Raw genomic sequence first — 24191 nt, 5'->3', positions numbered from 1 at the left:
TGACGCCTCGGTGATCGCGGCGCGATCGGCCGCCCCGCCCATCAGCACCGTGGGCAGCATGGGCGCCTCGTCCGCACCGGGCGGCCCGATGTCTCGCGCCCGGCCGGTCGGAGCTGGCTGCACCCGATCCTCCCAGTGCCGCGGCGCTGATCACGCGTACCGGCACCGGGGGCTCGTCGATGTCCCCGCCTGGGTGGCCAGAGCAGAGACCGAGCCGAGCACCGGCAGCTGCGGTCACACGACGCCCTGGGCTTGACCCCTGACCGGCCCGGCCGGCAGTCGACCCGTGCCGCGGTGTTCCCGAACGAGGCCCTGGGCCGTGCTTCCGCGAAGTTCCGGGGTCTCGATGTGGCCGCCATGTCTTACCGATCCGGGACGATTCAGTGTGGGTGTTCCGCGTCGACCTACGCTCGACGCCATGTCCGCCCTGGTTCTCGTCGTCGACGACGACGCGACCGTGCGCGACGTCGTGGCTCGGTATCTGGGCGACGCGGGATACGCCGTGGACGTGGCGGGGGACGGGCGGAGCGCCCTGGACGCCGCGACCCGCGGCGATCCCGACGCGGTCGTTCTCGACCTCATGTTGCCGGGCTTGTCCGGGCTGGAGGTGTGCCGTGCCCTGCGGATGCGGGAGAGCCCACCGGCCATCGTCATGCTGACCGCGAGGGGCGAGGAGGTCGATCGGGTGCTTGGGCTGGAACTCGGTGCCGACGACTACGTGACCAAGCCCTTCAGCCCTCGCGAGCTGGTGCTACGTGTCGGCTCGGTCCTGCGCCGGTCGGTGCCCTCGACCGCCGGATCGCTGGCTGACGGCGACTTGCGGGTCGACCGCGCGTCGCGCCGGGCGTTCCTCGGCGAGGAGGAGCTCGCGTTGACGACGCGTGAGTTCGACCTGCTCGCCTTCCTGCTCGCTCATCCCGGTCGCGCGTTCACCAGGGTCGAGCTGCTGGCCGAGGTGTGGGGGTGGAGCTTCGGTGACCAGTCCACCGTGACAGTCCATGTCCGCCGGTTGCGGGAGAAGATCGAGCACGACCCGACCCAGCCCCGGCGGCTGGCCACGATCTGGGGGACCGGGTACCGGTACGACCGGGTGGCGCTGTGATCACCGAGGTCGTGCGCGTCGCCCCGGTGGCGCTGGTGGTCACGATCGTCGCCGCGGGCCTGGGGGCCGTGATCCTGCACCGGATGCGGGGCCGGTCGTTGACGGCGGCGATGACGACCCTCGCGCTGATCCCCCTGGGGGCCGCGGTCTCCGGGGTGGTCGCGGTCAGTGGCTTCATGTACACCCCCGTTCTCGCCGGGACCGTCGTCGTCGCCGCTGTGGTCGCGGTCGTGACCGTGCCGGCCGCTCTGCTATTGGGGCGCGCGTTCGCCCGCGAGGCGCTCTGGCAGCACGATGCGCGCGAGGCCGAGCGGCGGGCCGAGACGGCGCGCCGCGAGCTGGTCGGCGGGATGAGTCATGATTTGCGCTCGCCGCTGGCCGGCATTCGCGGGATGACCGACGCCCTGATCGACGGTGTTGTGCGACGCCCCGACGACGTCACCGACTACCTGCACCGGATCGGGCGCGAGACCGACCGGATGACGGCGATGGTGGAGGATCTCTTCCAGCTCTCCCGCGCCACCTCGGCCGCCCTCCGGCTCGAGGTGGCACCGCTGGCCCTGGGAGAAGTCGTCTCGGACGCCGTGGCGGCGGACGCGGCGGCGGCCCGTCACGCCCACGTCGCCGTCACCGCCCACGACCCGCAGTCGTGGCCGACGGTGCGCGGGAGCGACACCGAGCTGACGCGGGTGGTCCGCAACCTGCTCACCAACGCCGTGCGCCACACTCCTGCCGGGGGGACCGTCGAAGTGTCGGCCGGCGTCCGGGACGGACAGGCGTGGCTGGGTGTGCAGGACGCCTGCGGAGGGATTCCCGACGACGACCTCGGCCGGGTCTTCGACGTCGGGTTCCGAGGGACCGCGGCCCGTACGCCCGATCCGGGATCCGGCGCCGGACTGGGGCTGGCCATCGCCCGGGCCCTGATCGAGGCGCACGGCGGTCGGATCGGGATCGTCAACAGCGGCCCCGGATGCTGCGTCACATTGAGCCTTCCACTCGCCGGGCTCGCACCCCACGACGCCGTCACCGCCTGATCCCACCGTCGTTCCCGGCCGCGGCCCTTGCCCGACGGAACGGTGATGCATCTCGGTCGGAATCATGACGATTCCCTGACGAAGCGTCCTCGACCAGAAAGTTCAGAGCATCGTGGGCGGCACACACCGACCGGTCAGACGGTCGGAACAATCTGACGGGAGTCCGCGCGATGGGAATGTTCAGCCCGACTCCGGAAGCACATCGCGTCCATACGATCCACCGCCTCGCCGCCGCGTCGACGGGTCTGTTCCTGGTGGCCTTCGGAGTCCTCGGCTCGTTGCAGGCACCGCGCTTCTTCTCGACGTCCGGGCCGGAGGTCCTGGGCCTGTTCACCAACGGGCTGCTCGCCACCCTGTCGCTGTTGATGGGGGCCGCACTGATCTTCGCGGCCGTGCGCAGCGGCCCGGTGGCCTCCACGATCTCGGTGGCCGCCGGCGGACTGTTCCTTCTGTCGGGCCTGGTCAACGCGATGATCCTCGGTTCGGCCATGAACATGCTCGCGTTCGCCCCGGTCAACGTGCTGTTCAGCCTCGTCGTCGGGGCGATCCTGCTGGTTCTCGGATCGTACGGGAGGTTCAGCGGCGCGCTGCCGTCGGACAGCCCCTACGCCCGCTACCCCGGGCCTGTGGCGCCGGTGGCCGGGCGCGCCGCCCTCCCCGAGGACGAGCGGGCACTGGCCGAGGCCGAGCGTGCGATGGTCCGTCACGTCGCCACCGCCGAGCAGGCCGCCCAGGTGTTCGCCGCGTCCGCGTACCGCACGCACGACGAGCGCCTGCACGCCTCTCTCGCCGCCGTGCCGGCCTCGACGGGGAGCGCGCGATGAGCACTGCCACCCCCGTGCCCACGGTCCCATCCGTCGGGGATCCGGTGGTCCCGGTCCGCGCCCTGCAGGTCGTCGATCCTCCACAGTCGCCGCGCCTTTGGCGACGTCGAGGAGGTCCTGGTCCGGGAGTGGGAGGGCATCGCCGACGACGTCGACCGAGCGCTCGAGCGTCGCGCCGAGCCCGGGTGACCGGATGCGAGTCCTGCTCACCTCAATGTCGAACGTCGGCGCGCGGTAGACCGCTGTGGTTCACCACCTCGGCTCAGATGAAGCTGAATTGGACGATCGCGACGCGCCGGTCCCGTTCGAGGACGTAGTAGATGACCATGCGCGCGCTGCTGGCGCCGATGGTGGCCACGCGTAGGCGGTGGGGTCGGACGGGACGAGTGGCGTGACGGTCCGCGGTGAGATCTCGAGGGCAGCCAGCAGCTCGGCGAAGGCGGCTTGGAGATCGGGTGGGAGCGCGGCGATCGAGTCGTCGACATCTTCGCCGACGGTCTCGACGACGTACACCCACCATGGGCCGGCCTTGGTGATGGTGACGTCGAGAGGCTCGTCGTCGGGGGAGGGCTCGCCGGTGGCGAGTTCCGCGCCGCGTCGCGGGGGATCAGCCATTGGCGGACGGTGGCCGGCGATTCGCCCCGGGCCAGCGGATGCGCTTCGGCTGGTCGCGGGCGGCGGCGGTCAGGGGAGGACGGTAGCGATCCCCACTGACACCGCGCGAGTGACGGGGCGGGCGCGACGGCCTCGACTCGGGTCGTGGCCTTGCCGGCGGATCTGGTCCCCTTCACCGCCGGCGAGGGTGCAGGCGACCGCGGGGAGATGCGGGCCCGCTCCCTGCACCACCGGCGACACTCCGACTGGCTGGACGAGACGCTGGGCCGCAGGTCGTGGGGCGGCGTTCAGCTCGCCGGGGCGAGGGTTCCGGCTTGTTCGACCTTCTTCTGCTGAACCACCTCGGGGCGGTAGTGCTCGATGATCGTCATGAACTCCGCAGTCTCGGCCTGGGGGACGCCGAGAAAACGCAGGGTGGCCTCGATCTCGAAGTAGACCGCGTCGAACTGTTCGTCATTGATCTTCAACGACGTGTGCGCGGCGATCATGTCTTCGCCGGGGTAGCACTTCGGCCCGCCCGCGGCCTCGATCGACCACGCGGTGACGAGGAACTTGTAACCAGGCCCGTTGGCGGGGTTCCCGTGGTGCTCGTGGACGGCGGCGTTCGCGTTGACACCGGCGTTCTCGAACAGCCGGTCGACCAGGACATCGACGGCTCCCGCGATGGCGTACGTGCCCCCGAGCCGCTCGTAGAGACTGTCCGGCATGGTTCCCCCAGGGTGTCTTGGGTGTGATGGTGAACTGTTGGTGCTTCGCCGAGGGCGTCTCCTCGGTTCGGTTCTGCTGATCAGGTTGCGGCGTGCCTGGCCGTCGGCATGGGCAGATCGGCGGCGGTGCCGGCCGGTTTGCACATCTCGCCGCAGTGCTTCTCGAGGGTGCAGCACAGGGAGCACACGACCCCGGTGCTCGCGTGGTAAGGGCAGGAGGCGAGGTCCGGGCGCTCGAAGCTCTGTCCGCAGGCCCCGCAGATCTGCTCCGCGGTCTCGAGGGTGCCGTCGGGCCGCACGAGCGGAGGCTCGAGGTCGTCGGGCCGAGCGAGGTAGTAGCGGCCGCGGGTCGCGAGGCAGATCACGGGCGAGAGCACGAACGCGATGACGATCGCCAGGATCGGGGACCACGCGGCGAGGAAGTCACCGAGCAGACCGAAGTAGGCGACGATCGACACCACCGAGGCGACGGCCATGGAGCCGAAGCCCACCGGGTTCACCGAGCGCAGATGGGCGCGCTTGAACTCGATGTAGCTCGGGGAGAGCTTGAGGATCGGCTTGTTGATCACGAGATCGGCGACGACGGCGCCGATCCAGGCGATCGCGACATTGGAGTAGAACGCCAGCACCGCGTTGAGGAAGCCGAACACGCCGACCTCCATCAGCACCAGGGCGACGCCGACGTTGAGGAAGATCCACCAGACGCGTCCGGGATGGGCGTGCAGCACGCGGGAGAAGAAGTTGGACCAGGACAGCGAGCCGGAGTAGGCGTTCGTCACGTTGATCTTCAACTGGGAGACGACCACGAAGATCACCGCAAGCAGGATCGCCGCCCAGCCCGGCACGATCAGTCCGAGGGAGCGCACGAACTGGGTGATCGGCTCCTCGGCGACGGTCTCCCCGACGGCCGCCAGGACGTAGACCGCGAGCAGGCCACCGCAGATCTGCTTGATGGCGCCGAGGATCACCCAGCCCGGGCCGGCGGCGAGCACCGCGGTCCACCACCGCAGTCGCCCGACCTCCGACTCCGGCGGCATGAAGCGCAGGTAGTCGACCTGCTCTCCGATCTGGGCGATCAGCGAGAGCGCGACGCCGGCGGCGAGCCCGGTACCGAGCAGCTGGACGCCGGGCCCGGCGTCACCGGTGTAGGAGGCGAACTCCCCGAACGCCTCCGGCGCCGCGACGAGGAGGGCGATGATCGGCAACACGAGGACGAGCAGCCACAGCGGCTGGGTCCAGGCCTGGAAGCGAGCGAGCGCCGACATCCCGTAGATCACCAGGGGCAGCACCACCACGGCCGTGATCAGGTAGCCGATCGGCAGCGGGATGCCGAGTCCGAGGTCGAGCGCCTGGGCCATGATCGAGCCCTCGAGAGCGAAGAAGATGAAGGTGAAGCTCGCGTAGATCAACGACGTGATCGTGGACCCGAGGTAGCCGAATCCGGCGCCCCGGGTCAGGAGATCCATGTCGATGCCGTAGCGCGCGGAGTACACCGAGATCGGGATCCCGGTCAAGAAGATGATCACAGCGGCGACCAGGATGCCCAGGACGCCGGACGGGGTGCCGTTGGTCAGAACGACCGACGCGCCGATGGCGTAGTCGGCCAGGTAGGCGATGCCTCCGAGCGCGGCGCCGGCCACCAGTAGCGGGGACCAACGCCGGAACTTCTTGGGCGCGTAGCGCAGCGAGTAGTCCTCGATGCCCTCGCTCGAGGCCCAGCGTCGCAGTCGACTCGAGCCGCCTCCCGCCATCGCCTGGTCGTGGTTCGGCGATGGAGCCCCGGACGGGGCGCTGGTCTCCGCGCTCATGGTGCTGGCCTTCCGGTGGTGGTGGTCGGCCCGTCGAGGACCTTTCCGGATCGGAAGCAAAAGGTAGGCTCCGGTCGTGACAACGGTGTTGCGTCCGTGGGGCGACCGCCGTGCCGGCGCCCCGTCGCCCGCGACGACCGAGGAGGCCGGGATGCCGCTGGACTGGGACTGGGTACGTCAGCGCTACGAGGGCGGCGCGCAGCTGTGGTCGCTCACCGGCTCGGCGCCGGTCCGGGTCGTCGAGATCGACGACGATCGGATCTGCCTGAGCCAGAGCCTGTGGCGCGACTGCGTCGCGCGCAGTGAGCTCGAGGCCGCTGTGGTGCTGCTCAACACCGGCGAGATCGCCACGGAGCCGGTGGCCTTCGCCGAGGCTCTTCGCCGCCGACGTGCCCACGTCGACACCGGCTGCACCCGCGGCCCGAACCTCACGGCGATCGTCCTGCGCGACCTCGGCTACCTCGCGAGCTGACGGTCTCAGCTCTCCACGAACCCCGACGACAAGCGGGCCACGACGTCGAACTCCACGCCCCGGGCCTCGGCGATGTAGACGTCCTGGACCGTGTGGCCCCGCTCGACGTACACCTCCCCGCGCGGACCGTCGTAGTGCAGTCCCTCACTGACCGCGAGGAGGTCCTCCCGCGCGACGGTCCCGGCCCGGCGGACCATCGCGGTGTAGAGGTTCAGGCCCTCGTAGCACGACTCCCCGAGGCTCGACGGCGTCGGCGAGTTCACCCCGTAGCGCCGTGCCCACCGTCCTGTGAAGTCGAGCGCGGCCGCGGTCGTGAGATCCTCGAAGAACCCCGCCGCGACGTAGAGCGAATGCGTGGCCCGTGTCCCGGACGCGAGCAGCATGTTCTCGTCCATCAACGTGGTGAGCCTGGTCTGGAAGAGATCCATCCCGGCGGCGGCGAAGGCCCGGTTGAAGTGCACGGCGTCCTCGCCGACGAGCAGCATGAGGACCCCGTCGGCCCCCGACCGCGCGAGATCGCGCAGGACCGACGAGAAGTCCCGCGTCCCCAGCGGGACGAACAGGTCGGTCGTGATCTCGGCGTGGTGCCGGCGCGCCCAGCGATGGGCGGCTGCTGCGGACGCACGGGGCCAGACGTAGTCGTTGCCGACGATCGCCCACCGGCGGACACGCAGCGCCTCGCGCATCCAGCCCAGCGCAGGACCGAGCTGGTTCTTCGGTGTCTCGCCCGTGACGATCACGCCGGGCGTGCGCTCGCCGCCCTCGTAGAGCGCGGTGTAGACGTAGGGGACGTGGCCGGCGATCCGCGGCGCGATGCGCCGCCGCACCGCCGAGATGTGCCAGCCGACGACGGCGTCGACGTGGCCGGCGCGCACCAGTCGCTGGACCTCGTCGGCGACCGAGGCCGGGTCGGCGCCGCCGTCGACGTGGTGCAGGGCGACGCGACGGTGCAGCAGCCCGCCCCCGTCGTTGATCTCGGAGACCGCGAGCTCGGACGCCATGCGACAGGACAGCCCGAACACACCGGCCGACCCCTGCCACGGGGTCACCAGGGCGACTCGGACCGCGTCGTCCGTCGTAGATGGTCCCTCACACACGAGGGGCGATCGGTCCAGTCCGTTCGCCATGCGAATCCCTCGGCTACGATCAGATCGGCCAGTATGGCGCTCTACCTCGCTGATGCGCGACCCTCGGCCGAGAGGCCGTCGTTCCGTCGCGCGACGTGGGCGGGTGGAGAGAGGGGAGCGCTGACCATGTCCGACCCTCCCCGTCCGAGCCGCATGCGGATCGTCGACATGCTCGACCTGGCGGACCGCACCGTCGGTGCCTGCCTCGCACAGATCACCGTCTCCGAGGGCCTGTCCCGGGAGCAGTGGCGTGCGCTGATGCTCCTCGACGAGGGCACGGCGCCCGACGGCACCGACTCCCCGGGCCACACCATGGGTGAGATCGCGCTCCGGGCCGCCGTGCCGGCGCCGACCGCGACGCGGATGGTCGACAAGCTCGTGGCCGACGGACTCGCCTTCCGTCGCAGCGATCCGTGGGACCGCCGGCGGGTGCTCGTCCACATCTCGACCGAAGGGCATGCCGTCGTCACGCGTGCGGCTGCCGAGCTCGACGAGGCCTTCGGGACGGTCCTCTCCGACCTGCCGGGGACCGACCGGCTCGACCTGCTCGGTCTGCTCGACCGTCTCGGCGCGGCCGCGGGCTCAGCGGAGCGCGCGCGCACCCCCTGAGGGTCCGGCCCGGGGGCGGTGTTTCGGCCTGATTACTTCTGCTCCGGAAATATTGTCTTCCGAGTGGCTGGTCGTACCGTCGGGTGGCGCCGGACACACGTACGGCTCGGGGCCGGAGCAGGAGGGGTGCCATGCGACACGGGGACATCAGCAGCAGCGCGGACGGAGTCGGCGTCGCCGTCGTCAATTACACGATGCCCCGGCTGCACGACGAGGCGGGCATCAGGGCGAACTGCGAGCAGATCGCGTCCATGATCGGAGGCATCAAGCAGGGCTTCCCCGGCATGGACCTGATCGTGTTCCCGGAGTACTCGAGCCACGGGATCATGTACGACCGCGACGAGATGTTCGCGAACGCCGCGTCGTGCCCCGGCTTCGAGACGGAGATCTTCGGGAGGGCCTGCCGCGAGGCCGGGGTGTGGGGCGTCTTCTCGCTCACCGGTGAGCGCCACGAGGACCACCCCGACAAGAACCCCTACAACACCCTCGTGCTGATCAACTCCGACGGCGAGATCGTCAACAAGTACCGCAAGATCCTGCCGTGGGTGCCGATCGAGGGCTGGTACCCCGGCGAGCACACCACCGTGGTCGAGGGCCCCAAGGGCCTCAAGATCGCGCTGATCATCTGCGACGACGGGAACTACCCCGAGATCTGGCGCGACTGCGTCATGAAGGGCGCCGAGCTCGTCGTCCGGCCGCAGGGCTACATGTACCCGGCCAAGGAACAGCAGATCATGATGGCCAAGTCGATGGCGTGGGCGAACAACTGCTACGTCGCCGTCGCGAACGCCACCGGTTTCGACGGCGTCTACTCCTACTTCGGGCACTCATCCATCGTCGGCTTCGACGGTCGCACCCTGGGCGAGTGCGGCACCGAGGAGATGGGCGTGCAGTACGCGGAACTGTCGCTGTCGATGATCCGTGACGCCCGCGCGAACTGGCAGTCGCAGAACCACCTGTTCAAGCTGCTGCACCGCGGCTACACCGGGGTCCACCAGTCCGGGGACGGCGTCAAGGGTGTCGCGGAGTGCCCGTTCGATTTCTACAAGACCTGGGTCAACGACCCCGCCCTCGCGCAGAAGCAGGTCGAGGAGATGACCCGCGAGACCATCGGCACCCGCGAGGCGCCGATCGACGGGCTGCCGAACCAGGACACCCCCGTCTGAGACCCCGGCCCACCGCCGAATTCCTCATCACCGCGCGCCTCGACGGAGCGGCCGCCGGCGGCCCCCGTCGTGGGTGCCGCGCGTCTGCGGGCTCCCGCCCGCTCCCCAGCTCCGACGAACCGTACGCAGGAGGTCCCCACATGGCCGCCGACCATGACCACGACCATGACCACGGCACGACCGACGACATGGCACGTATCGAGGCCCTGAGCTCCGAGGGCGTGCACCGCGCCGGGGACCACGAGGGGCCCTTCTCCCTCCACGTGCTCGGGCTCGGCAAGACCGGTGCCGACCTGATCACGTCGATCCTGCAGAACCCGCCCGAAGGCTTCCTCACCGAGGACGGGACGCGATTCGGGGCACTCGCCGTCGACATCGGGGACGAGGATCTCGCGCAGGTGCGGGACACGGCAGCGTCGATGCCCGCCGAGAAGACGTTCGTGAACACCGTGGCGATGCCGGTCCCGTCGCAGGCCGACCTGTCCTATGCGCTCAACCGCTACCGCGAGTTCCTCAAGATGGAGTACCCGCGGTACTACTGGAACCCGAACTACGAGCCGTGGCTGCCCGCCGACGTCGAGATCGCCCCCTCGGACGGGCACTTCTCCCGAGCTGTGGCGAAGGCCGTCTACGGCGCCGAGTACTACCAGAACAAGGAGATCGCCACCGCTCTCGACACGTTCGCCGCGAACGTGATGGCGAGCGAGGCCACGCCTCTCGTCGTCGTGGCGTTCTCGATGGTCGGCGGGGTGGGCAGCGGCATCGTCGTCGAGATCGCCCGGCACCTGTCGTCGATCAAGCTGGGACGTCGGCCCTGGGTGGTCGGCCTCGGGATCATGCCGAATCCGGCCGATCTTCCCGAGTACGCCGACGGCCGCCTCTTCCCGGTGATCAACGAGCTCGACTGCATGATCGACACCGAGAAGAACAAGGGGGTCATGGCGGTCTGGGGGGATCTGTACAAGAACCCCTTCACGGGCGGCTTCTTCCTCGTCGATCAGGCCGACGTGCAGGAGCTGACCGGGGACCTCGCCGCCACCCACGAGTACGTCGACCGGGGCGTCGGGTCGTTCCTGGCGCGCAACGCGGGCGTCGACCTCTACGAGACCCTCAAGGCGCTCAACTGGCTGGCCGTGCCCGCGGACGCCTGGCACCCGGCGATCCGCGGGGAACAGGGCGACCGGTGGGTCAACGTGCTCACCACGCGGTCGCTGGCGGACCTCGACTCCCTCGGGGCCGCCGGCCTGGTGAAGGGATTCGAGACCGAGTACGTGGAGGCCAGGCTGAGCGGGGGCTCCGACAGCGACCTCCCGAAGGTCGCCTCCGCGGTGGGGTCGATCGTCTCGAGCCGCGTCGACCCTGTCGCCCTCGCCGTGGACGGCTCCGACGACCAGGTCAGCGTGGTCCTGCCGCGGGCGAGCAAGACCGATCTCGCCGCGTTCGTCCCCGCTCGCGACTACTACGACACCCTCGAGTGGGACGACAAGCTGCTCATCCATTCGTGGCTGCTCGACCTGGGAGTGATGCTCTGCGAGCCGTCCATCCGGTTCGACGGCATGGGGGGCGAGTGCATTTGGGGCTGCGCCTGCTGGGTGGTCGTGCCGCATGCGGCGATCCGCGGAGAGGACCCCGTGAAGCCGGCCGCCGCAGTCACGGACGCCTTGGCCGCCAGCGAACCCGTCGCCCCGTTCGCGACCGGCTAGGGGGAGCCGTGGCCATCGCCTGGAGCGAGATCGTCGAGCGCTACAAGGACGGGGCATCGCTGCCCTCGATGCCCGGCGCCCGCACCCTGCAGGTCACGGGCGCCGACGACGAGTACATCTACGTCGCGCACCGGCTCTGGACCGACAAGCTGACCCGGGCCTACATCGAGAAGGCGATGACGCTGCTCGACGAGGGCCGGATGACCCGCGACTACGCGTCGGTCATCGACCACTACCGCACCTTCATCGCCGACGAGCGGCCGACGACGGCCGCCACCGTCCTCAAGGACCTCGGCTACCTCGACTGACCGCACCAGGGAGTCGCGCGCTCGGCCGTCGGCCGTGCGCGCGGTCCCGCACGTCCTCATCAGGAAGGTTCCGTCATGGGAATGTCGCTCTACCACTCCGCGACCGGCAGCCAGTCCCCGCACTGCATCCACGCCGTGGGCATCGGCAAGACCGGCGCCTACATGGTCGAGGCGCTCCTGCGCACCGGGGAGATCGAGGACCAGCTCGACGACCCCCGGGCCCGCTTCACCGGCCTGGCCATCGACATCGGCGAGCAGGACATGCACGAGCTCAAGGAGTACGCGGGCGGCTTCACGCAGCGGCTCGAGGAGCGGGAGATCCCTACCGACCGCCATCAGGTGCGCACGGTCGCGCTCGAGACCCCGAGCTCGGAGGAGCTGCGAACGAGCCTCAACCGGTGGCGCGAGTACCTGAAGATGGAGTACCCGCGCTACTACTGGAACCCGAACTACGAGCCGTGGCTGCCCGCCGACATGGAGATGCCGAAGCCGGGCGAGACGTGCCCGCGCGCCATCGCGAAGGCGATCTACGGGCACTACTACTACGGCGGCGACAAGGTGCTGGAGAAGGAGCTCGACCTCTTCGTCGACTCCATCAACAAGACCAAGCTGCCCTCGATGGTGCTGGTCTTCTTCTCGATGGCCGGGGGTACCGGATCGGGCATGGTCGTCGACATGGTGCGCCACCTCTCGAACGTCAAGCTCGGGCGGCGCATCCCGGTGGTCGGCATCGGCGTCATGCCCTTCTCCGGCGACGAGGAGCACGCGGGCGGTGCCGCGGCGCTGTACCCGACGATCAACGAGATCGACTGCATGCTCGACGACGAGAAGAACCAGGGCGTCATGGCGGTCTGGGGCGATCTGTACAAGAACCCCTTCACCGGCGGCTTCATGGCCCTGCCCCAGGAGCACTCGTGGCAGCGCCTGGGCCAGTACACCAAGACCGGGGTGCCGGCGATCCGCGACGCGCTGCGCAAGGGCGTCACCCGCAAGTTCGTCGACGACTCGTTCACCCGCTTCGTCGTGCAGGACTACGGGCGCCTGCTGTTCAAGATGCTGCGCCCGGCCGGCTTCACCGGGGCCCCGCACGAGCGCAACATCTCCGGGGACCGGGCCTGGACGATCTACGACGTCGCCAAGTACACCCATCCCGGGGTCGAGGTCCTGCCCGGCGAGCCGCGCGGCAAGTGGCGCGAGGTGGTCAGCAAGTGGATCGGCTACATCCCGACGTTCTCCGGGATCAAGGAGGGCTTCAAGACCGACTACATCGAGGTCAACACGGTCGGGCCGCGCGAGATGTGGAACGACACGCTCCAGAAGAAGCTGGAGTCGGTGCTGGGCGAGTACCTGCTCGACGGCGACGACGGCACGCTCGTGACGACCAACGGCGAGTTCTTCGACGAGCTCACCTGCTACTCCAACATCATCATCCCCGGGGTGGCGAAGACGGACCTCACCGCCTTCTACGCGGCGCGGGACGCGTACGACCAGATCGAGGACTGGGACACGAAGCTGATGATGCACTCGTGGCTGCTCGACCTCGGGGTGATCCTCTCCGAGCAGTCGATCCGCTTCGACGGCATGGCGGGGGAGTGCATCTGGGGCTGCGCGTGCTGGGTCGTCGTGCCGCACGCGGCGATCCGGGGTGACGCGCCCGCGTCTTCGGATATCACCGAGGTCCAGGGCGCCCACATTGCGCCGATGGTCCAGACCGTGGTGCCGACTCCCTGAGAATGCCGCCCCTGGATCGGGATCGGCGCCGGGCGCGGCGGCGGCGGGATGACCGTCGTCGCGCCCGGCTCGCCCGTCCTCCGATCCGACCGATCCCGACCGGGAGGACGCGATGACCACTCTCGCCGCGGTTCCCGGAGCCGCCTGGACGCGCTCCCAGCGCGTCCAGCTCTCCGCGATCGTCGCCGCCATCGCCCTGCTCCACATCGTGGGGTGGACGCTCTACCTGTCGTTGACGTCCGGTCCTGTGGGCGCCGGAGCGTTCGCGGGCGCCGGGGTGCTGGCGTACGTGCTCGGCATCCGGCACGCCTTCGACGCCGACCACATCGCCGCGATCGACGACACCACCCGACTCATGGTGCAGCGCGGACGGCGGCCGGTCGGCGTCGGCTTCTTCTTCGCGATGGGCCACTCGTCGGTCGTCGTGCTCCTGTCCCTGGTCGTCGCCGCGGCGGCCGGCGTCGCGACCACGTCGCAGATCGACGGCTTCCGTGAGATCGGCGGGACCGTGTCGACGGTCGTGGCCATGGTGTTCCTCGCGCTGGTGGCGGTGCTCAACCTGATGGTGCTCGTCGGCATCGTCGGGTCGTGGCGGCAGTTGCGCGCCGGGCGGCTCGACCGTGACGAGCTCGAGCGCCAGCTGCTCAACCGCGGTCTGGTGAACCGGATCCTCGGCGGCCGGGCGCGGACGCTGATCAAGCACTCGTGGCACATGTACCCCCTGGGCTTCCTGTTCGGTCTCGGGCTGGAGACCGCGTCGGAGGTCACGCTGCTGACCTTGTCGGCCTCGACCGCCACGGCCGGTGCGGGCGGGACGGGGCTGGTCGCCGCGCTGACGTTGCCGCTGCTGTTCGCCGCGGGCATGAGCGCCTTCGACACCGCCGACGGGCTGATCATGTCCGTGGCCTACTCCTGGTCGAACCGCAACCCGGCGCGGCGGCTCTTCTACAACATCGCCACCACCGCGGCGACGGTGACGGTGGCGGGGTTCGTCTCCAGCGTCTACCTCGCCGGTGTGCTCGCCGACGACCTCGGCGTGGCGTGGCTGGAGGGCTACGCGGGTCTCGCGGACGACTTCGAGCTCCTCGGCTACGTCATCGTCGGGTTCTTCGTCGTGGTCTGGGGTGGGGCCGCCCTGATCTGGCGGCTCGGTCGTTTCGAGGACCGGCACGCCGCCGTCGCCGTGGTCGAGGCCCCGCATGACGCCCCGGCGACGTCTCCTCCGGGGACAGCTGCGGCGGAGGCCTGAGTGTCGGGGCCGGTCTCCCCGGAGGCCACCACGCCGTTCGCCGAGTGGGTGCGGCGGGTCGCGACCACTCACGACGCGGTCGCCTACACCTGCCGCGTGCGTCTCGGCGACGCGGCGGCGGGGGAGGCGGTTGCGGCCCACGTCGTCGCCGGGCTCGTCGCGCGCCCGGCCGTGTTCCGGTACTGGGGCCTGCCGTTCTCGGGCCGGATCGCGCGGCTCGCGGAGGAGGCCATCGCGGCGGTCGGCACCGGCACCCTGAGCCCGCCGCCCTGGCCCGCGCTGCGCCGTGAGCTGGAGGCCCTGCCCGCGGACGTTCAGCAGGTGCTCGTGTGGATCTGTGTCGACGGATGGAGCGACGCCGAGCTGGCCGCGGCGCTGGGCTGCGGCGAGTCCGAGGCCGGGGTGCACCGTGAACGCACCGTCGCGCGGCTGCGCGCCCTCGTCGGGGCCGATGTGGGCCGTCGGTGATGCGGTACGAGCTGCACGCCATCATCGCTGGTCCCGAGGCGCTCGGACCCATCGTCGAGCAGTGCCGGCATGCGCGGGCCGTCCTGCTCGACGGTGCCGATCTCGCCATGGTGCCGCTGTGTGAGGAGCTCTACGGCTCGATCGACCTCGCCGGCTTCCGGGTGGATCCCGAGAGCGGTTTCGACCGACTGTCCTCGGGTGTGGCAGCCATGATCACCGCGGCGTCCCGGCACGGCGTGGTGGTCTACCTGGAAGCCGACTACCGCGGCGACGTGGGCCGGCAGACCGCGGCGGTGTGGCTGGACTGTCAGGTCGTCTACGGACCGCGCCTGCTCGTGCCGACCGAGCGGTTTCCCGACGACGGGAGCAGCCCGTTCTGCGAGGCCCTGCGCTACCTCGGGGTCCAAGCCGTCGCCGGGGCCGACGAGTTCGTGATGCTCGGCCTCGGCCGCCATCGGAGCACCGAGCAGTGGTGCGCGGCGGGCATCCGCCTGTGATCGGAGGGCGGGCCCTGCTCACCGACGTCGCCCACCTGGGGCGGGCCTTCGCCGTCGAGACGGGGCCGCGGCACGAGGCCGAACTGGCGGGGTGGCGTCCGCTCACCGCCCTGTCGGCCGACCCCGCGGTGCTGGGTCGGGCGCTCGGGGCGCTGGTGGACCGCCTGGGTGTGACCGACCGGCGGGTCGCTGCGTCGGTGCTGTTCAGCGGTCTCGCCGCTCGGGTCGTCGCGCCGGTGCTCGCCGTCGCCGTGCTCCACGACCGCCTCCTGGTGGCTCTCCCGGACACCCTGCACTGGCGCGCGTGGGACGGCGGACTGATGCCGTTGTGGATGGCCGACCCCGCATCCGTCCCCATGGGCGACGATCGTCTCCACGAGGCTCTCGTCGAGCCCCTCGGCGCGCTCGTTGCGGCCGTGCGGGCGGAGTGCTCGATCTCGCAACGGCTCCTGTGGGGGAACGCGGTCGCTGCCGTGGGCGGGGTGCTGCGAGTGATCTCCCGCGAGCGGTCCTCCGCGCGCGACCGGGCCGTGAGCTGCGCCGAGGAGCTGCTTGCGCGACCGCCCTGGGCCGGGACGGGTCGGGTCCTCGTCTCGCCGACGGGTGCGACGGTGGCGCGCCGGACGTGCTGCCTCGTGTGGCGACTACCGGGAGCGACCACCTGCGCCGACTGCGTTCTCGGACCCGGCCGCCGCCCCGGCACGACCGGCTGACGACACCTCACCGGGCAGCCGGAGGTGCTCCACGTGGTAGATCGCCTCGTCGAGCAGTTGGGCCACGTGACCGTCGTGCAGCTCGTAGGAGATCGACCGCCCCGCACGGGTCCCCGTCACGAGGCCCAGGTGGCGCAGGACGCGCAGCTGGTGGGACACGGCCGATTGCTCCATCGCCACGGCCGAGGCGAGCTCCCCGACGGTGGCCGCACCTTCGCGGAGCCGCAGGAGGATCCGCAGCCGGCTCGGCGTCGCGAGCGCTTGCAAGGTCTGCGCGACGGCGTCCACGGCCTGGGGGTCCAGGCGCGCGACCGGTGGCCCCGTCGCCGACACCCCGTGACCCATGCGGCCAGCGTAATCGATGGGCCGGAGGCCCGATTACATACATGTCGGAGTGTTCACATGTACGGGTATGCTGGCTATCGTGCGACGGATGCTCCTCCTCCCGGAGGTTCGTTGGGCGGCCGGGTCTCTCGCCGGGTTTCTTCTCGCCGCAGCGCTCCACCTCGCGGGAGCTCCGGCGGTGCTGTGGGGGCCGCCTCTCGCGGCCTGCTATCTCACCGGCGGATGGCGTTCCGCGCGCGACGGCGTCGCGGCGCTCCGGGCGCGCTCGCTCGACGTCGACCTGCTCATGGTCGTGGCGGCGCTCGGTGCGGCCGCCATCGGCCAGGCGTTCGACGGGGGCCTGCTCATCGTCATCTTCGCGACGTCGGCCGCGCTCGAGGGTTGGGCGACGGCACGCACGGCGGATTCCGTTCGGGGGCTGCTGGACCTGACGCCCTCGCGCGCCGTCCGCGTCGCTCCGGGCCACGGGGAAGAGATCGTCGAGGTCGACGACCTCGCCGTCGGCGATGTGATCGTCGTCCGGCCCGGTGAGCGCGTCCCAGCGGATGGTGTCGTCGCCGCGGGTGCGAGCGAGACCGACCAGGCGACCGTGACCGGTGAATCACTGCCCGCGCCCACGGGCGTCGGCGACGAGGTCTACGCGGCCACGGTCAACGGTTCGGGGTTGCTCCGTGTCACGGTGTCCCGCGAGGCGAGCGGCTCGGTGGTCGCGCGCATCGCGGCCCAGGTGGAGGAGGCGTCGTCGACGACGGCGCCGACGCAACGATCGATCGAGCGGATCGAGCAGCGCTACTCGGTCGTGGTGGTGACCGCGACGGTGGTGCTGTTCGTGGCGCCCCTGCTGTCCGGCGAGCTGCTCGTGGACGCCCTCTTGCGGGCGATGACGTTCATGATCGTCGCCTCGCCCTGCGCCCTCGTGCTCGCCACCATGCCGCCGCTGCTCGCCGCCATCGCCACCGCGAGCCGTCACGGCGTGCTCGTCCGCTCGGCCGAGGTGATGGAACGGCTCGCGTCGACCACCGTGGTCGTCGTCGACAAGACCGGCACGCTCACCACGGGCGCGCCGGAGATCACGGCCGTCCACGGTGCGCCCGGCTGGTCGCGGGACGACGTCCTCGCCCTCGCGGCGGCCGTCGAGTCCGGGAGCGAGCACCCGCTCGCCGGGGCCATCCTCGCGGCCGTCCCGGAGGCCGCTCTCGCCACGCCCACCGGTTTCCGAGCCGTACCGGGCACGGGTGCCTCCGCATCGGTCCGCGGCGTCGAGGTCGTGATCGGTCGTCCCGACCGCGTTCTCGCGGACCGGGGGGACGACGAGTCCGACGACGGGTGGGCGAGGCGTGCCGTCGCCGAGGCGGAAGCCCTCGGCGACACCGTCGTCGCGGTCGTCGCCGACGGACGGACGGTCGGCGTCGTCGTTCTCTCCGACCATCCCCGGCCGAGCGCGGTGCGCGCCGTCGCCCGGTTGCGCTCCCTCGTCGGGCGGGCGCCGGTGCTCCTCACGGGCGACCAGCCGCAGGCGGCACGGCGCGTCGCCGATGCCGTGGACATCGCGCAGGCCCACGCCGGGATGTTGCCGGAGGACAAGGTGGCGGCCATCGACGATCTCCGCCGGGTCGGGGACGTCGTCCTCGCGGTCGGCGACGGCGTCAACGACGCCCCGGCCCTCGCCGCCGCGGACGTCGGGATCGCCGTCAGCCATCGCGGCAGCTCCCCGGACACCGCCGTGACGCTGCGCAGCGCGGACGTCGTCATCGTCGGGGACGATCTGGACGCCGTCCCCGCCACGCTCGCGCTCGCACGCCGTGCCCACCGGCTCGTGCGGGCCAACCTCGTCGCCGCGGCCGCCGTCGTCGTGGGGCTCGTGATGTGGGACGTCGTTGGGCACCTGCCGCTCCCGCTCGGCGTCGCGGGCCACGAGGGCTCGACGATCCTCGTCGCCCTCAACGGTCTGCGGCTGCTCCGGCGCAGCGCATGGCCGGCGGACACGTGCCGGGAAACCGGCGGTCTGCAGCGATGAGATCGACCACGGCGGCGGTGGGCCCGACGCAGTTCCTCCATCGCCGGACTTGTTCATCCCGTGGTGAACTCGCCGTTTCATGCTGCGTCCATGCTCGACCAGGTGCCGCGGTTGTCCGAGCCTGCAGACCGTCGTGTGGCGGTCGCCCATCATCCTTCCCGGGGCGACGCCACGCCCCGTTCGGTGTGGGCCGCGGTGTTCGACGGCCTCGAGTGGCCCCTCGAACGGTGGCAGCTTCTCGTCGCCGCCGACGAGTACGGAATCAGCCCGCGCATCTGTGACCGGCTCGCCCGCGTGCCCCACCGTCGGTACGAGGACCTCACCGAGGTCGAGGACGCCCTCGGCATCGACGAGCCGTCCGTCGAGCAGGCGTGAGATCTCTGCTCGAAGGCGCGGTCGGACGAGGCCGCCGACCAGTCGCGGGGGCTCGTTCGGGGGTGTGGAAGGCGTCGACGCAGACGTCGCCAGTGTGTTGGGTTTTCGGCGCCTTCGCCGTCGTCGGAGCGGTTACGAGCGAGGTCGCAGGAGGACCCTGATGTAGGCACCGGCGATGTAGGCACCGGCGGTTCGGGCCCGCCGGTGAGGGTGACGTTGCCGTCGAAAGACTGCTGAATCCGATCGGCCAGTCCTCACACTGAAGGATCTGGAAGTGAACCAAGCGGTGTCCGGAGATCTCGGGGCGCCCCTACATGCCGGGAAACCGAGGACGACGTGCGTACGCGTCGCAAACCCCGCCCGATCACCAGAGCGAAGGCCAGCGAGACCACCAGCCAGAGACCGCACATCGCCGGTATCGTCAATCGTCCCCCCGGCGAATCACGAACGTTGCCCTCCTTGAAGATCTTACCTCACGGATCGACTCCCGCTCTTGCTGTCAGGCCTCAAAGATTCGCATCCCAGGTGAGGTCGCCCGGCGGTGCGCCGGATCGCACACTGCTGCACCGTGTGGTGGCTCGAGCATCGGGGAGCCAGAGTTGGCGTCGCTCCCCGACGCCGAAGGCCCCGTCCCGCCCGCGACAGCATCCGCCGGTGCCAGTCCCAGCCCTCGGTGCCGCCGCCGGGCACGTACCGGGACTGCCGATCGGTCTTCACAGGCTGGCCGACCTGGGATCGGCGTCGACGGACGAGAACGCTTCCGCCCGCGGGACTCGTGGACCGTACGCCTGGCGCGCTGCCGGATCTTGTCTCTGACCTTTCCGCGTTGCCCGGCACGACGACCACCCTCCCGTGGGATGGCTGCCGACACCAGGTCCGGGAACCTCGCCGGTCGCCAGCCAGCACTGACCGGCTCAGTTCGACCGCTGGTCAGGCGCGCAGGACTGATGATCGCGGTGGGTGGTGCCTGCGCGCGTAGATGGGCACGCTCCGTGGGTCAGCCGCGGATGCGGTGGAGCTCGGAGCGGGCGTGCTGGACCTCCTCGTCGTCGTGCCCGCCGGAGCGCGACAGGTCTTCGGCGAGGTCGCCGATGGCGTGCAGTATGTGCTTGCGCCGGCGTCGGGTCGCGCGGTCGCCCGCGGAGCGCAGGAAGGTCCGGCGTTCACGGCGGTGTCCGGCGGCGGCCTCGAGCTCGACGTCACTGATGGTGCCGCGGGCCTGTTCGGGGGCGAGGATCGCGCGCATGAACTCGCTCTCGCGGCGCCCTCCGACCCGGATCGCCCAGAACAGCACCACGACGGCGACGACGGTGGTGAGCACCAGCACGACCGATACGAGCGGGGTGCCGTCGGCGATCGCCCCGGAGCTGTCCCACACGCCGTGGATCACCACCGCGGCGAGGACCAGCGCCACCCCGCGCCCGACCCGTCGGGGTTGGGCGACCGTGCCGATCAGATAGATCAGGCCGGCCGCGAAGAGCGCGGTGTAGAGCGCGTGGGAGGCGACGCCGGTGAGCGCGCGCAGGACGAAGGTGCTTGCGACGTTGCCGACCTGGTCGGCGCCGAACTTCTCCAGGGCGCTGTTCTGGCCGTAGAGGGCGTCCTCGAGCACCTGGAAGCCCAGGCCGACATAGGCGCCCACGATCAGGCCGTCGTAGGCGGTGCGGATGACCACGGGGGCCAGGCCGAGCAGGAGCAGGAAGCAGATGCCCTTGGCGCTCTCCTCGACGAACGGGGCGGTCAGACCCGCCTTCCAGTCGACAGCCCAGGCCTGCCCGAACAGTTTGGTGTAGATGCTCATGAGGGGGGCGTTGCCGGGCAGGGCGACGGCGAACGCAGCACCGAACCCGCCGAGGACGAAAGCGGACGCGACGAGGCGACCGGGGGTGCGTTCCCAGCGGTCGGAGCGGTGCAGGAAGTAGAGGAAGACCAGCGCGAACAGCCCGCTGGTGACCAGCGAGGTGATGTCGGCGGCGGCGAAGACACCGAAGGTGTTGACGTAGCTCGGGACGAAGTTCCACAGGCCGAGGGCGATGAGCGCCAGCGCCACCCAGAAGCAGGCGTTGTGCGGCTGGAACAGCCGGAACGGCGCGCCCCACCCCGAGACGCGGATCGCTGCGGCGCGCCCGGCCAGCAGCTCGTCGTAGGAGGACTCGGCGGTGGTGTCGGGGCCGGCGCCGGCGCCGGGGCTGGTGTCGGGGGTGGCGCTCACGAGCCGCTCCGGGAGATCGAGGTGAGCATGCGGCGCACGGGCTCGGCTGTGGCGCGGACCTGATCCGGCGGCCCCTTCACGGTCACCTCGACACCGGTGCCGCCGACCACGACCGCGGCGAGCAGACCGTCGGCTCGCGGTGAGGACGTCGAACGGACCAGGCCTGGGAGCCCGGCCAGGGTCGTGAAGTTCTGGGGGTCGCCCAGGCTCAGGGAGCCGCCGGCCTGTCCCACGCTGATGCCGCTCGCGGAGTCGAGGAGATCGGCCGTGGATCCTGACCAGGCCGCGGACCGGACGAGGATCTGGACGCCCTCCTGGCCCAGCAGGATCGGGGGTGCTGTCCCGCCGGCCGCGCGAGGACGGTCAGTGGTCCGCAGACCGCTCTGCAGGCCCCATCCCACCGGAGGTACCACCGTGACTCCTTCCCGCGCGACGAGCAGGACGTCACCGGGCCGGGTCTGGTCGCTCCACGCGATCGCGTCGTTGACGGCGGGGACCAGGAGGACCCACAGGGCCCATACCGCGGCGGCCACAACCGCCCACGGCAGCGTCCGGCGGTCGATCCCGAACCATCGGTGCTCGACGGGCACCCGGCGGTGCCGTGCGTGATCCACCGTGGGTGTGCTCATCGGCCCCTCCGTTTCCGTCGACCATGATTCTCACACCAAGTCCTCGCCGGACGCCGATGATCACCTGGTCTCCCTCGATGGGGGAATGACCGCGCGGACCCCTCGAGCGATCTCCAGGTCTTCTCGAGCGGGCACGACGAGGGTCCGGATGGGCGCTCCGGGCGCGCTGATGTCGCCGTCGACGGTGGTGGCGTTCGCGGACGGATCGATCCTGACCCCGAGGAAGGCGGTCCGCTCGGCCACCGCGGCGCGGATCGGTCCCGAGTTCTCCCCGACCCCGCCGGTGAAGGCGAGCGCGTCGATGCCGCCGGCCGAGGCCGCCATGGCGGCGATTCCGCCGGCGATGCGGTGCACGTAGACCGCGACGGCCAGGCGGGCGTCGTCGTCGTCGCGCTCGAGGATCGCACGGAGGTCGGCCGTGCCGGCCAGGGCGAGCAGACCGGAGTGCTGCTCGAGCGTCTCGGCGACCTCGTGCGGGCTGAGGCCCTCGTGCTCGGAGAGCCAGAGCACGAGGCCCGGGTCGACGGTTCCGGAGCGCGTGGCCATGACCAGACCCTCGAGCGGGGTGAAGCCCATGGTCGTGTCGACGCTGCGGCCCTCCACGACGGCGCACAGCGAGGCGCCGGCGCCGAGGTGCGCAGTCACGATCCGCCGCGCGCCGGGCACGCCGTCGTCGACCACCACCGGGTCACGGAACCGCGTCCCGCCGTGCACCACCCGATGGCCCACGGCGTCCGGCGTCGGCCATTCCGGGGTCGCCGAGGCCACGTCGACCCCGGGGGCGACGTCGGCTGTGCGCTCGACGGTGTCGTCCGGCGCGAGCAGGCGGGGCTTGAGACTCGAGGAGCCAGCGTTGACGACCAGGACTCGCCCCGCGATCTCCGGGTCGTCCTCGCCGTGACCCGCGCACGTGCAGGTTCGCGTGGTTGCGGCGCGAGTAGGTGAGCCGGTGGATCAGCCACGGGTAGCCGTGGAAGGCGAAGATCACCGGCTTGTCTGGGGTGAACAGCGCGTCGAGCTCCTGGTCCGACAGCCCGTGCGGGTGTTCCTGCCCGGGCTGCAGCCGCATGAGGTCGACGACGTTGATCACGCGGACCTTGAGCTCGGGCAGTGCTCGCGCAGCAGCTTGGCCGCCGCGAGGGTCTCGAGCGTCGGGACGTCGCCGCAGCAGGCGAGCACGACGTCCGGCTCGCCGTCGGTGGTTCCCGCCCACTCCCAGATACCCAGGCCTCGCGTGCAGTGCGCGACCGCCTCCTCCATCGACAGGTAGGTCAGCTGCGGCTGCTTGCCGGCCACCACGACGTTGACGTAGTGCCGCGACCGCAGGCAGTGATCCATGGTCGAGAGCAGGGTGTTGGTGTCCGGCGGCAGGTACACCCGGACGATCTCGGCCTTCTTGTTGACCACGTGGTCGAGGAAGCCCGGGACGAGAAGCCGGGGGCCGGCGAAGAAGCGCATGCAGGTGTTCCACCGGCCCTTCCAGGGCGGCCTTGTGGCTTGGCGGCGAGGTCGGCGGCGGTGGTGAAGTAGACCCGCGCCCCGGCCTCGGCCGTGCCGCGGGCCAGGGCGGTGGCGAGCATGGTCTTGCCGACTCCGGGTGGGCCGACGAACAGGACATTGGCGGCGTCGTCGAGGAAGCGCAGCGTCGCGAGGTCGCGGACGAGCTTGATTGGCGTTAGCTCCGGTGTTACGTCGGGGTCGGGTCCGCTACGCGTTTCGACCACCCCGACGCCCCGGCCAACGGGCAGGCCACCGCCCACCTGAAGATCTTCGGCGCGGGAGGCGTCCCCGGCCGGGCGTCGGGTCTTGCGCCGACACGGTGGGGCGTCGCTGGACTCGGCCAGCACGCGGCTCTCCGGCTGGCCTCGCGGTTGCGGTTCGCCTGCCTGCCCGGGCCCTGGACCATCGGCGACTTCGATAGCGGCGGGCCTCGCTGGTCGGGCTGGTGGTCACCGGCTCTCACCGGCATTCGTGCTGGTGGCGCGGGCGGCGGCGGGGACCAGGGCGGCGGGCCGGTAGGAGAGGCCCGGAGTCACCTCGAAGAGATTGCTCCGCAGAGCTGTGACCAGCGAAAAGAGTGCGCCGTCAGGGACTCGAACCCCGAACCCAATGGACAGGAGTCACGTCGGTGATGGTGACGTCCGGTGCTCGTTCGTGCTGGTCAGTGGACGTGCCGGCGAGCGTCGATCATCAACGGTGACCCCCCGAGGGCGGCCGTGGTGTGACGTAAGCGGTCCCCTGAGCGGGCTGTCGCAGCCGCTGCCGTTGCCGAGCCTTGCGCCGTTCGTCCAGCTTGAGGTGGAGTCGTTCGGGGAAGGACGGCCGCGGGGGAACTCGGCGGCGGCCACCCGGGCCGTCGGCGATGCCGCGCCCGCCGAAGTGCCAAATGACCTCTTGATCACCGATATGTTGTCACCCGCGGCTCGGGTGGCTGGCGCGTTCGGGGGTGCCCGCTGGGCGCGCCGGCGCTGCGTGGCTCG

The 24191-nt window shown here is 70.9% G+C and carries 22 protein-coding genes and 2 pseudogenes; 15 read left to right on the top strand and 9 right to left on the bottom strand.

Translation table 11 applies throughout. The features are described 5' to 3' along the window. Positions 1-418 precede the first annotated feature (418 nt). The 3 genes from QSK03_RS25340 (at position 419) to QSK03_RS25330 (ending at position 2960) form a co-directional block, all read left to right on the top strand. Entirely contained in the window at positions 419-1102 is a 684-nt protein-coding gene (locus tag QSK03_RS25340; protein ID WP_285657929.1) for a response regulator transcription factor, read from the top strand. Continuing rightward, entirely contained in the window at positions 1099-2136 is a 1038-nt protein-coding gene (locus QSK03_RS25335; protein WP_285657928.1) for a sensor histidine kinase, read from the top strand. Before QSK03_RS25340 ends, QSK03_RS25335 begins: the two co-directional genes overlap by 4 nt. 170 nt (positions 2137-2306) lie before the next feature. Further along, positions 2307-2960: a DUF4383 domain-containing protein gene (locus QSK03_RS25330; protein WP_352232041.1), complete on the top strand. Its 654-nt coding sequence runs from the start codon at positions 2307-2309 to the stop codon at positions 2958-2960. 902 nt (positions 2961-3862) lie between these two features. Here the strand turns inward: QSK03_RS25330 and QSK03_RS25325 are convergent. Together QSK03_RS25325 and QSK03_RS25320 are read right to left on the bottom strand one after the other, a co-directional pair. Next, entirely contained in the window at positions 3863-4282 is a 420-nt protein-coding gene (locus QSK03_RS25325; protein WP_285657926.1) for a group I truncated hemoglobin, read from the bottom strand. A gap of 80 nt (positions 4283-4362) precedes the next feature. Further along, the gene (locus tag QSK03_RS25320) at positions 4363-6033 is read right to left on the bottom strand and encodes a purine-cytosine permease family protein (protein WP_285658110.1); all 1671 of its coding nucleotides are present in this window, start codon (positions 6031-6033) and stop codon (positions 4363-4365) included. Between the two features lie 133 nt (positions 6034-6166). Between QSK03_RS25320 and QSK03_RS25315 the strand changes: the two genes are divergently transcribed. Next, positions 6167-6562: a hypothetical protein gene (locus QSK03_RS25315; RefSeq protein ID WP_285657923.1), complete on the top strand. Its 396-nt coding sequence runs from the start codon at positions 6167-6169 to the stop codon at positions 6560-6562. Between the two features lie 5 nt (positions 6563-6567). Here the strand turns inward: QSK03_RS25315 and QSK03_RS25310 are convergent, their stop codons facing one another. Continuing rightward, positions 6568-7689, bottom strand: a complete 1122-nt coding sequence (locus tag QSK03_RS25310) for a substrate-binding domain-containing protein (RefSeq protein WP_285657921.1) — start codon at positions 7687-7689, stop codon at positions 6568-6570. Positions 7690-7815: 126 nt separating this feature from the next. Between QSK03_RS25310 and QSK03_RS25305 the strand changes: the two genes are divergently transcribed. The 9 genes from QSK03_RS25305 to QSK03_RS25265 all read left to right on the top strand — a co-directional run bounded on the left by QSK03_RS25305 (position 7816) and on the right by QSK03_RS25265 (position 16133). Further along, on the top strand, positions 7816-8298 hold the full coding sequence (locus QSK03_RS25305) for a MarR family winged helix-turn-helix transcriptional regulator (RefSeq protein WP_285657919.1): 483 nt from the start codon (positions 7816-7818) through the stop codon (positions 8296-8298). A 131-nt stretch (positions 8299-8429) separates the two neighbouring features. Beyond that, entirely contained in the window at positions 8430-9464 is a 1035-nt protein-coding gene (locus QSK03_RS25300) for an aliphatic amidase (protein ID WP_285657918.1), read from the top strand. 140 nt (positions 9465-9604) lie between these two features. Then, positions 9605-11167, top strand: a complete 1563-nt coding sequence (locus tag QSK03_RS25295; protein WP_285657916.1) for a hypothetical protein — start codon at positions 9605-9607, stop codon at positions 11165-11167. 8 nt (positions 11168-11175) lie between these two features. After that, positions 11176-11475: a hypothetical protein gene (locus QSK03_RS25290; RefSeq protein WP_285657912.1), complete on the top strand. Its 300-nt coding sequence runs from the start codon at positions 11176-11178 to the stop codon at positions 11473-11475. 75 nt (positions 11476-11550) lie between these two features. Then, on the top strand, positions 11551-13206 hold the full coding sequence (locus QSK03_RS25285) for an FtsZ/tubulin family protein (protein ID WP_285657910.1): 1656 nt from the start codon (positions 11551-11553) through the stop codon (positions 13204-13206). Between the two features lie 112 nt (positions 13207-13318). Then, positions 13319-14455 (top strand): HoxN/HupN/NixA family nickel/cobalt transporter, encoded by a 1137-nt coding sequence (locus QSK03_RS25280; protein ID WP_285657907.1) that lies wholly within the window; start codon positions 13319-13321, stop codon positions 14453-14455. Further along, complete coding sequence (locus QSK03_RS25275; RefSeq protein ID WP_285657906.1) at positions 14456-14923, top strand: RNA polymerase sigma factor; 468 nt, start codon at positions 14456-14458, stop codon at positions 14921-14923. Beyond that, positions 14920-15420, top strand: coding sequence for a hypothetical protein (locus QSK03_RS25270; RefSeq protein WP_285657904.1), 501 nt, complete (start codon positions 14920-14922; stop codon positions 15418-15420). Before QSK03_RS25275 ends, QSK03_RS25270 begins: the two co-directional genes overlap by 4 nt. After that, a complete protein-coding gene (locus QSK03_RS25265; protein ID WP_285657903.1) occupies positions 15417-16133 on the top strand; it encodes a (2Fe-2S)-binding protein in 717 nt (238 codons plus the stop codon). Before QSK03_RS25270 ends, QSK03_RS25265 begins: the two co-directional genes overlap by 4 nt. Here the strand turns inward: QSK03_RS25265 and QSK03_RS25260 are convergent. Beyond that, on the bottom strand, positions 16065-16478 hold the full coding sequence (locus tag QSK03_RS25260; protein WP_285657901.1) for an ArsR/SmtB family transcription factor: 414 nt from the start codon (positions 16476-16478) through the stop codon (positions 16065-16067). The two genes, QSK03_RS25265 and QSK03_RS25260, sit on opposite strands and share 69 nt — an antisense overlap. A gap of 88 nt (positions 16479-16566) precedes the next feature. Here QSK03_RS25260 and QSK03_RS25255 point away from each other — a divergent pair, with 88 nt between their 5' ends. Together QSK03_RS25255 and QSK03_RS25250 are read left to right on the top strand one after the other, a co-directional pair. Further along, on the top strand, positions 16567-18495 hold the full coding sequence (locus tag QSK03_RS25255; protein ID WP_285657899.1) for a heavy metal translocating P-type ATPase: 1929 nt from the start codon (positions 16567-16569) through the stop codon (positions 18493-18495). Positions 18496-18678: 183 nt separating this feature from the next. Beyond that, positions 18679-18870: a DUF2795 domain-containing protein gene (locus QSK03_RS25250; RefSeq protein WP_285657898.1), complete on the top strand. Its 192-nt coding sequence runs from the start codon at positions 18679-18681 to the stop codon at positions 18868-18870. Between the two features lie 997 nt (positions 18871-19867). On the opposite strand, the gene QSK03_RS25245 is transcribed toward QSK03_RS25250, so the two are convergent. The 5 genes and pseudogenes from QSK03_RS25245 to QSK03_RS25225 all read right to left on the bottom strand — a co-directional run. Beyond that, positions 19868-21082 carry a PrsW family intramembrane metalloprotease gene (locus QSK03_RS25245; protein ID WP_285657897.1) on the bottom strand — a complete coding sequence of 405 codons (1215 nt, stop codon included), beginning with the start codon at positions 21080-21082 and terminating at the stop codon, positions 19868-19870. Further along, complete coding sequence (locus QSK03_RS25240; RefSeq protein ID WP_285657896.1) at positions 21079-21711, bottom strand: hypothetical protein; 633 nt, start codon at positions 21709-21711, stop codon at positions 21079-21081. Before QSK03_RS25240 ends, QSK03_RS25245 begins: the two co-directional genes overlap by 4 nt. 60 nt (positions 21712-21771) lie before the next feature. Next, positions 21772-22479 carry a hypothetical protein gene (locus tag QSK03_RS25235; RefSeq protein WP_352232040.1) on the bottom strand — a complete coding sequence of 236 codons (708 nt, stop codon included), beginning with the start codon at positions 22477-22479 and terminating at the stop codon, positions 21772-21774. Next, a pseudogene (locus QSK03_RS25230) lies at positions 22400-23136 on the bottom strand (phosphoketolase family protein); the annotation flags it as partial. The pseudogene QSK03_RS25230 and the gene QSK03_RS25235, both read right to left, overlap by 80 nt. A 125-nt stretch (positions 23137-23261) precedes the next feature. Next, positions 23262-23435, bottom strand: a pseudogene (locus tag QSK03_RS25225) (ATP-binding protein); the annotation flags it as partial. Positions 23436-24191: the final 756 nt, after the last annotated feature.

This window comes from Actinomycetospora sp. NBRC 106375, from assembly GCF_030269665.1.
In the GTDB taxonomy this organism is placed as follows: domain Bacteria; phylum Actinomycetota; class Actinomycetes; order Mycobacteriales; family Pseudonocardiaceae; genus Actinomycetospora.
The sequence above is the reverse complement of the archived record's forward strand: the minus strand, read 5'-3'. Positions and strand labels throughout refer to the sequence as shown.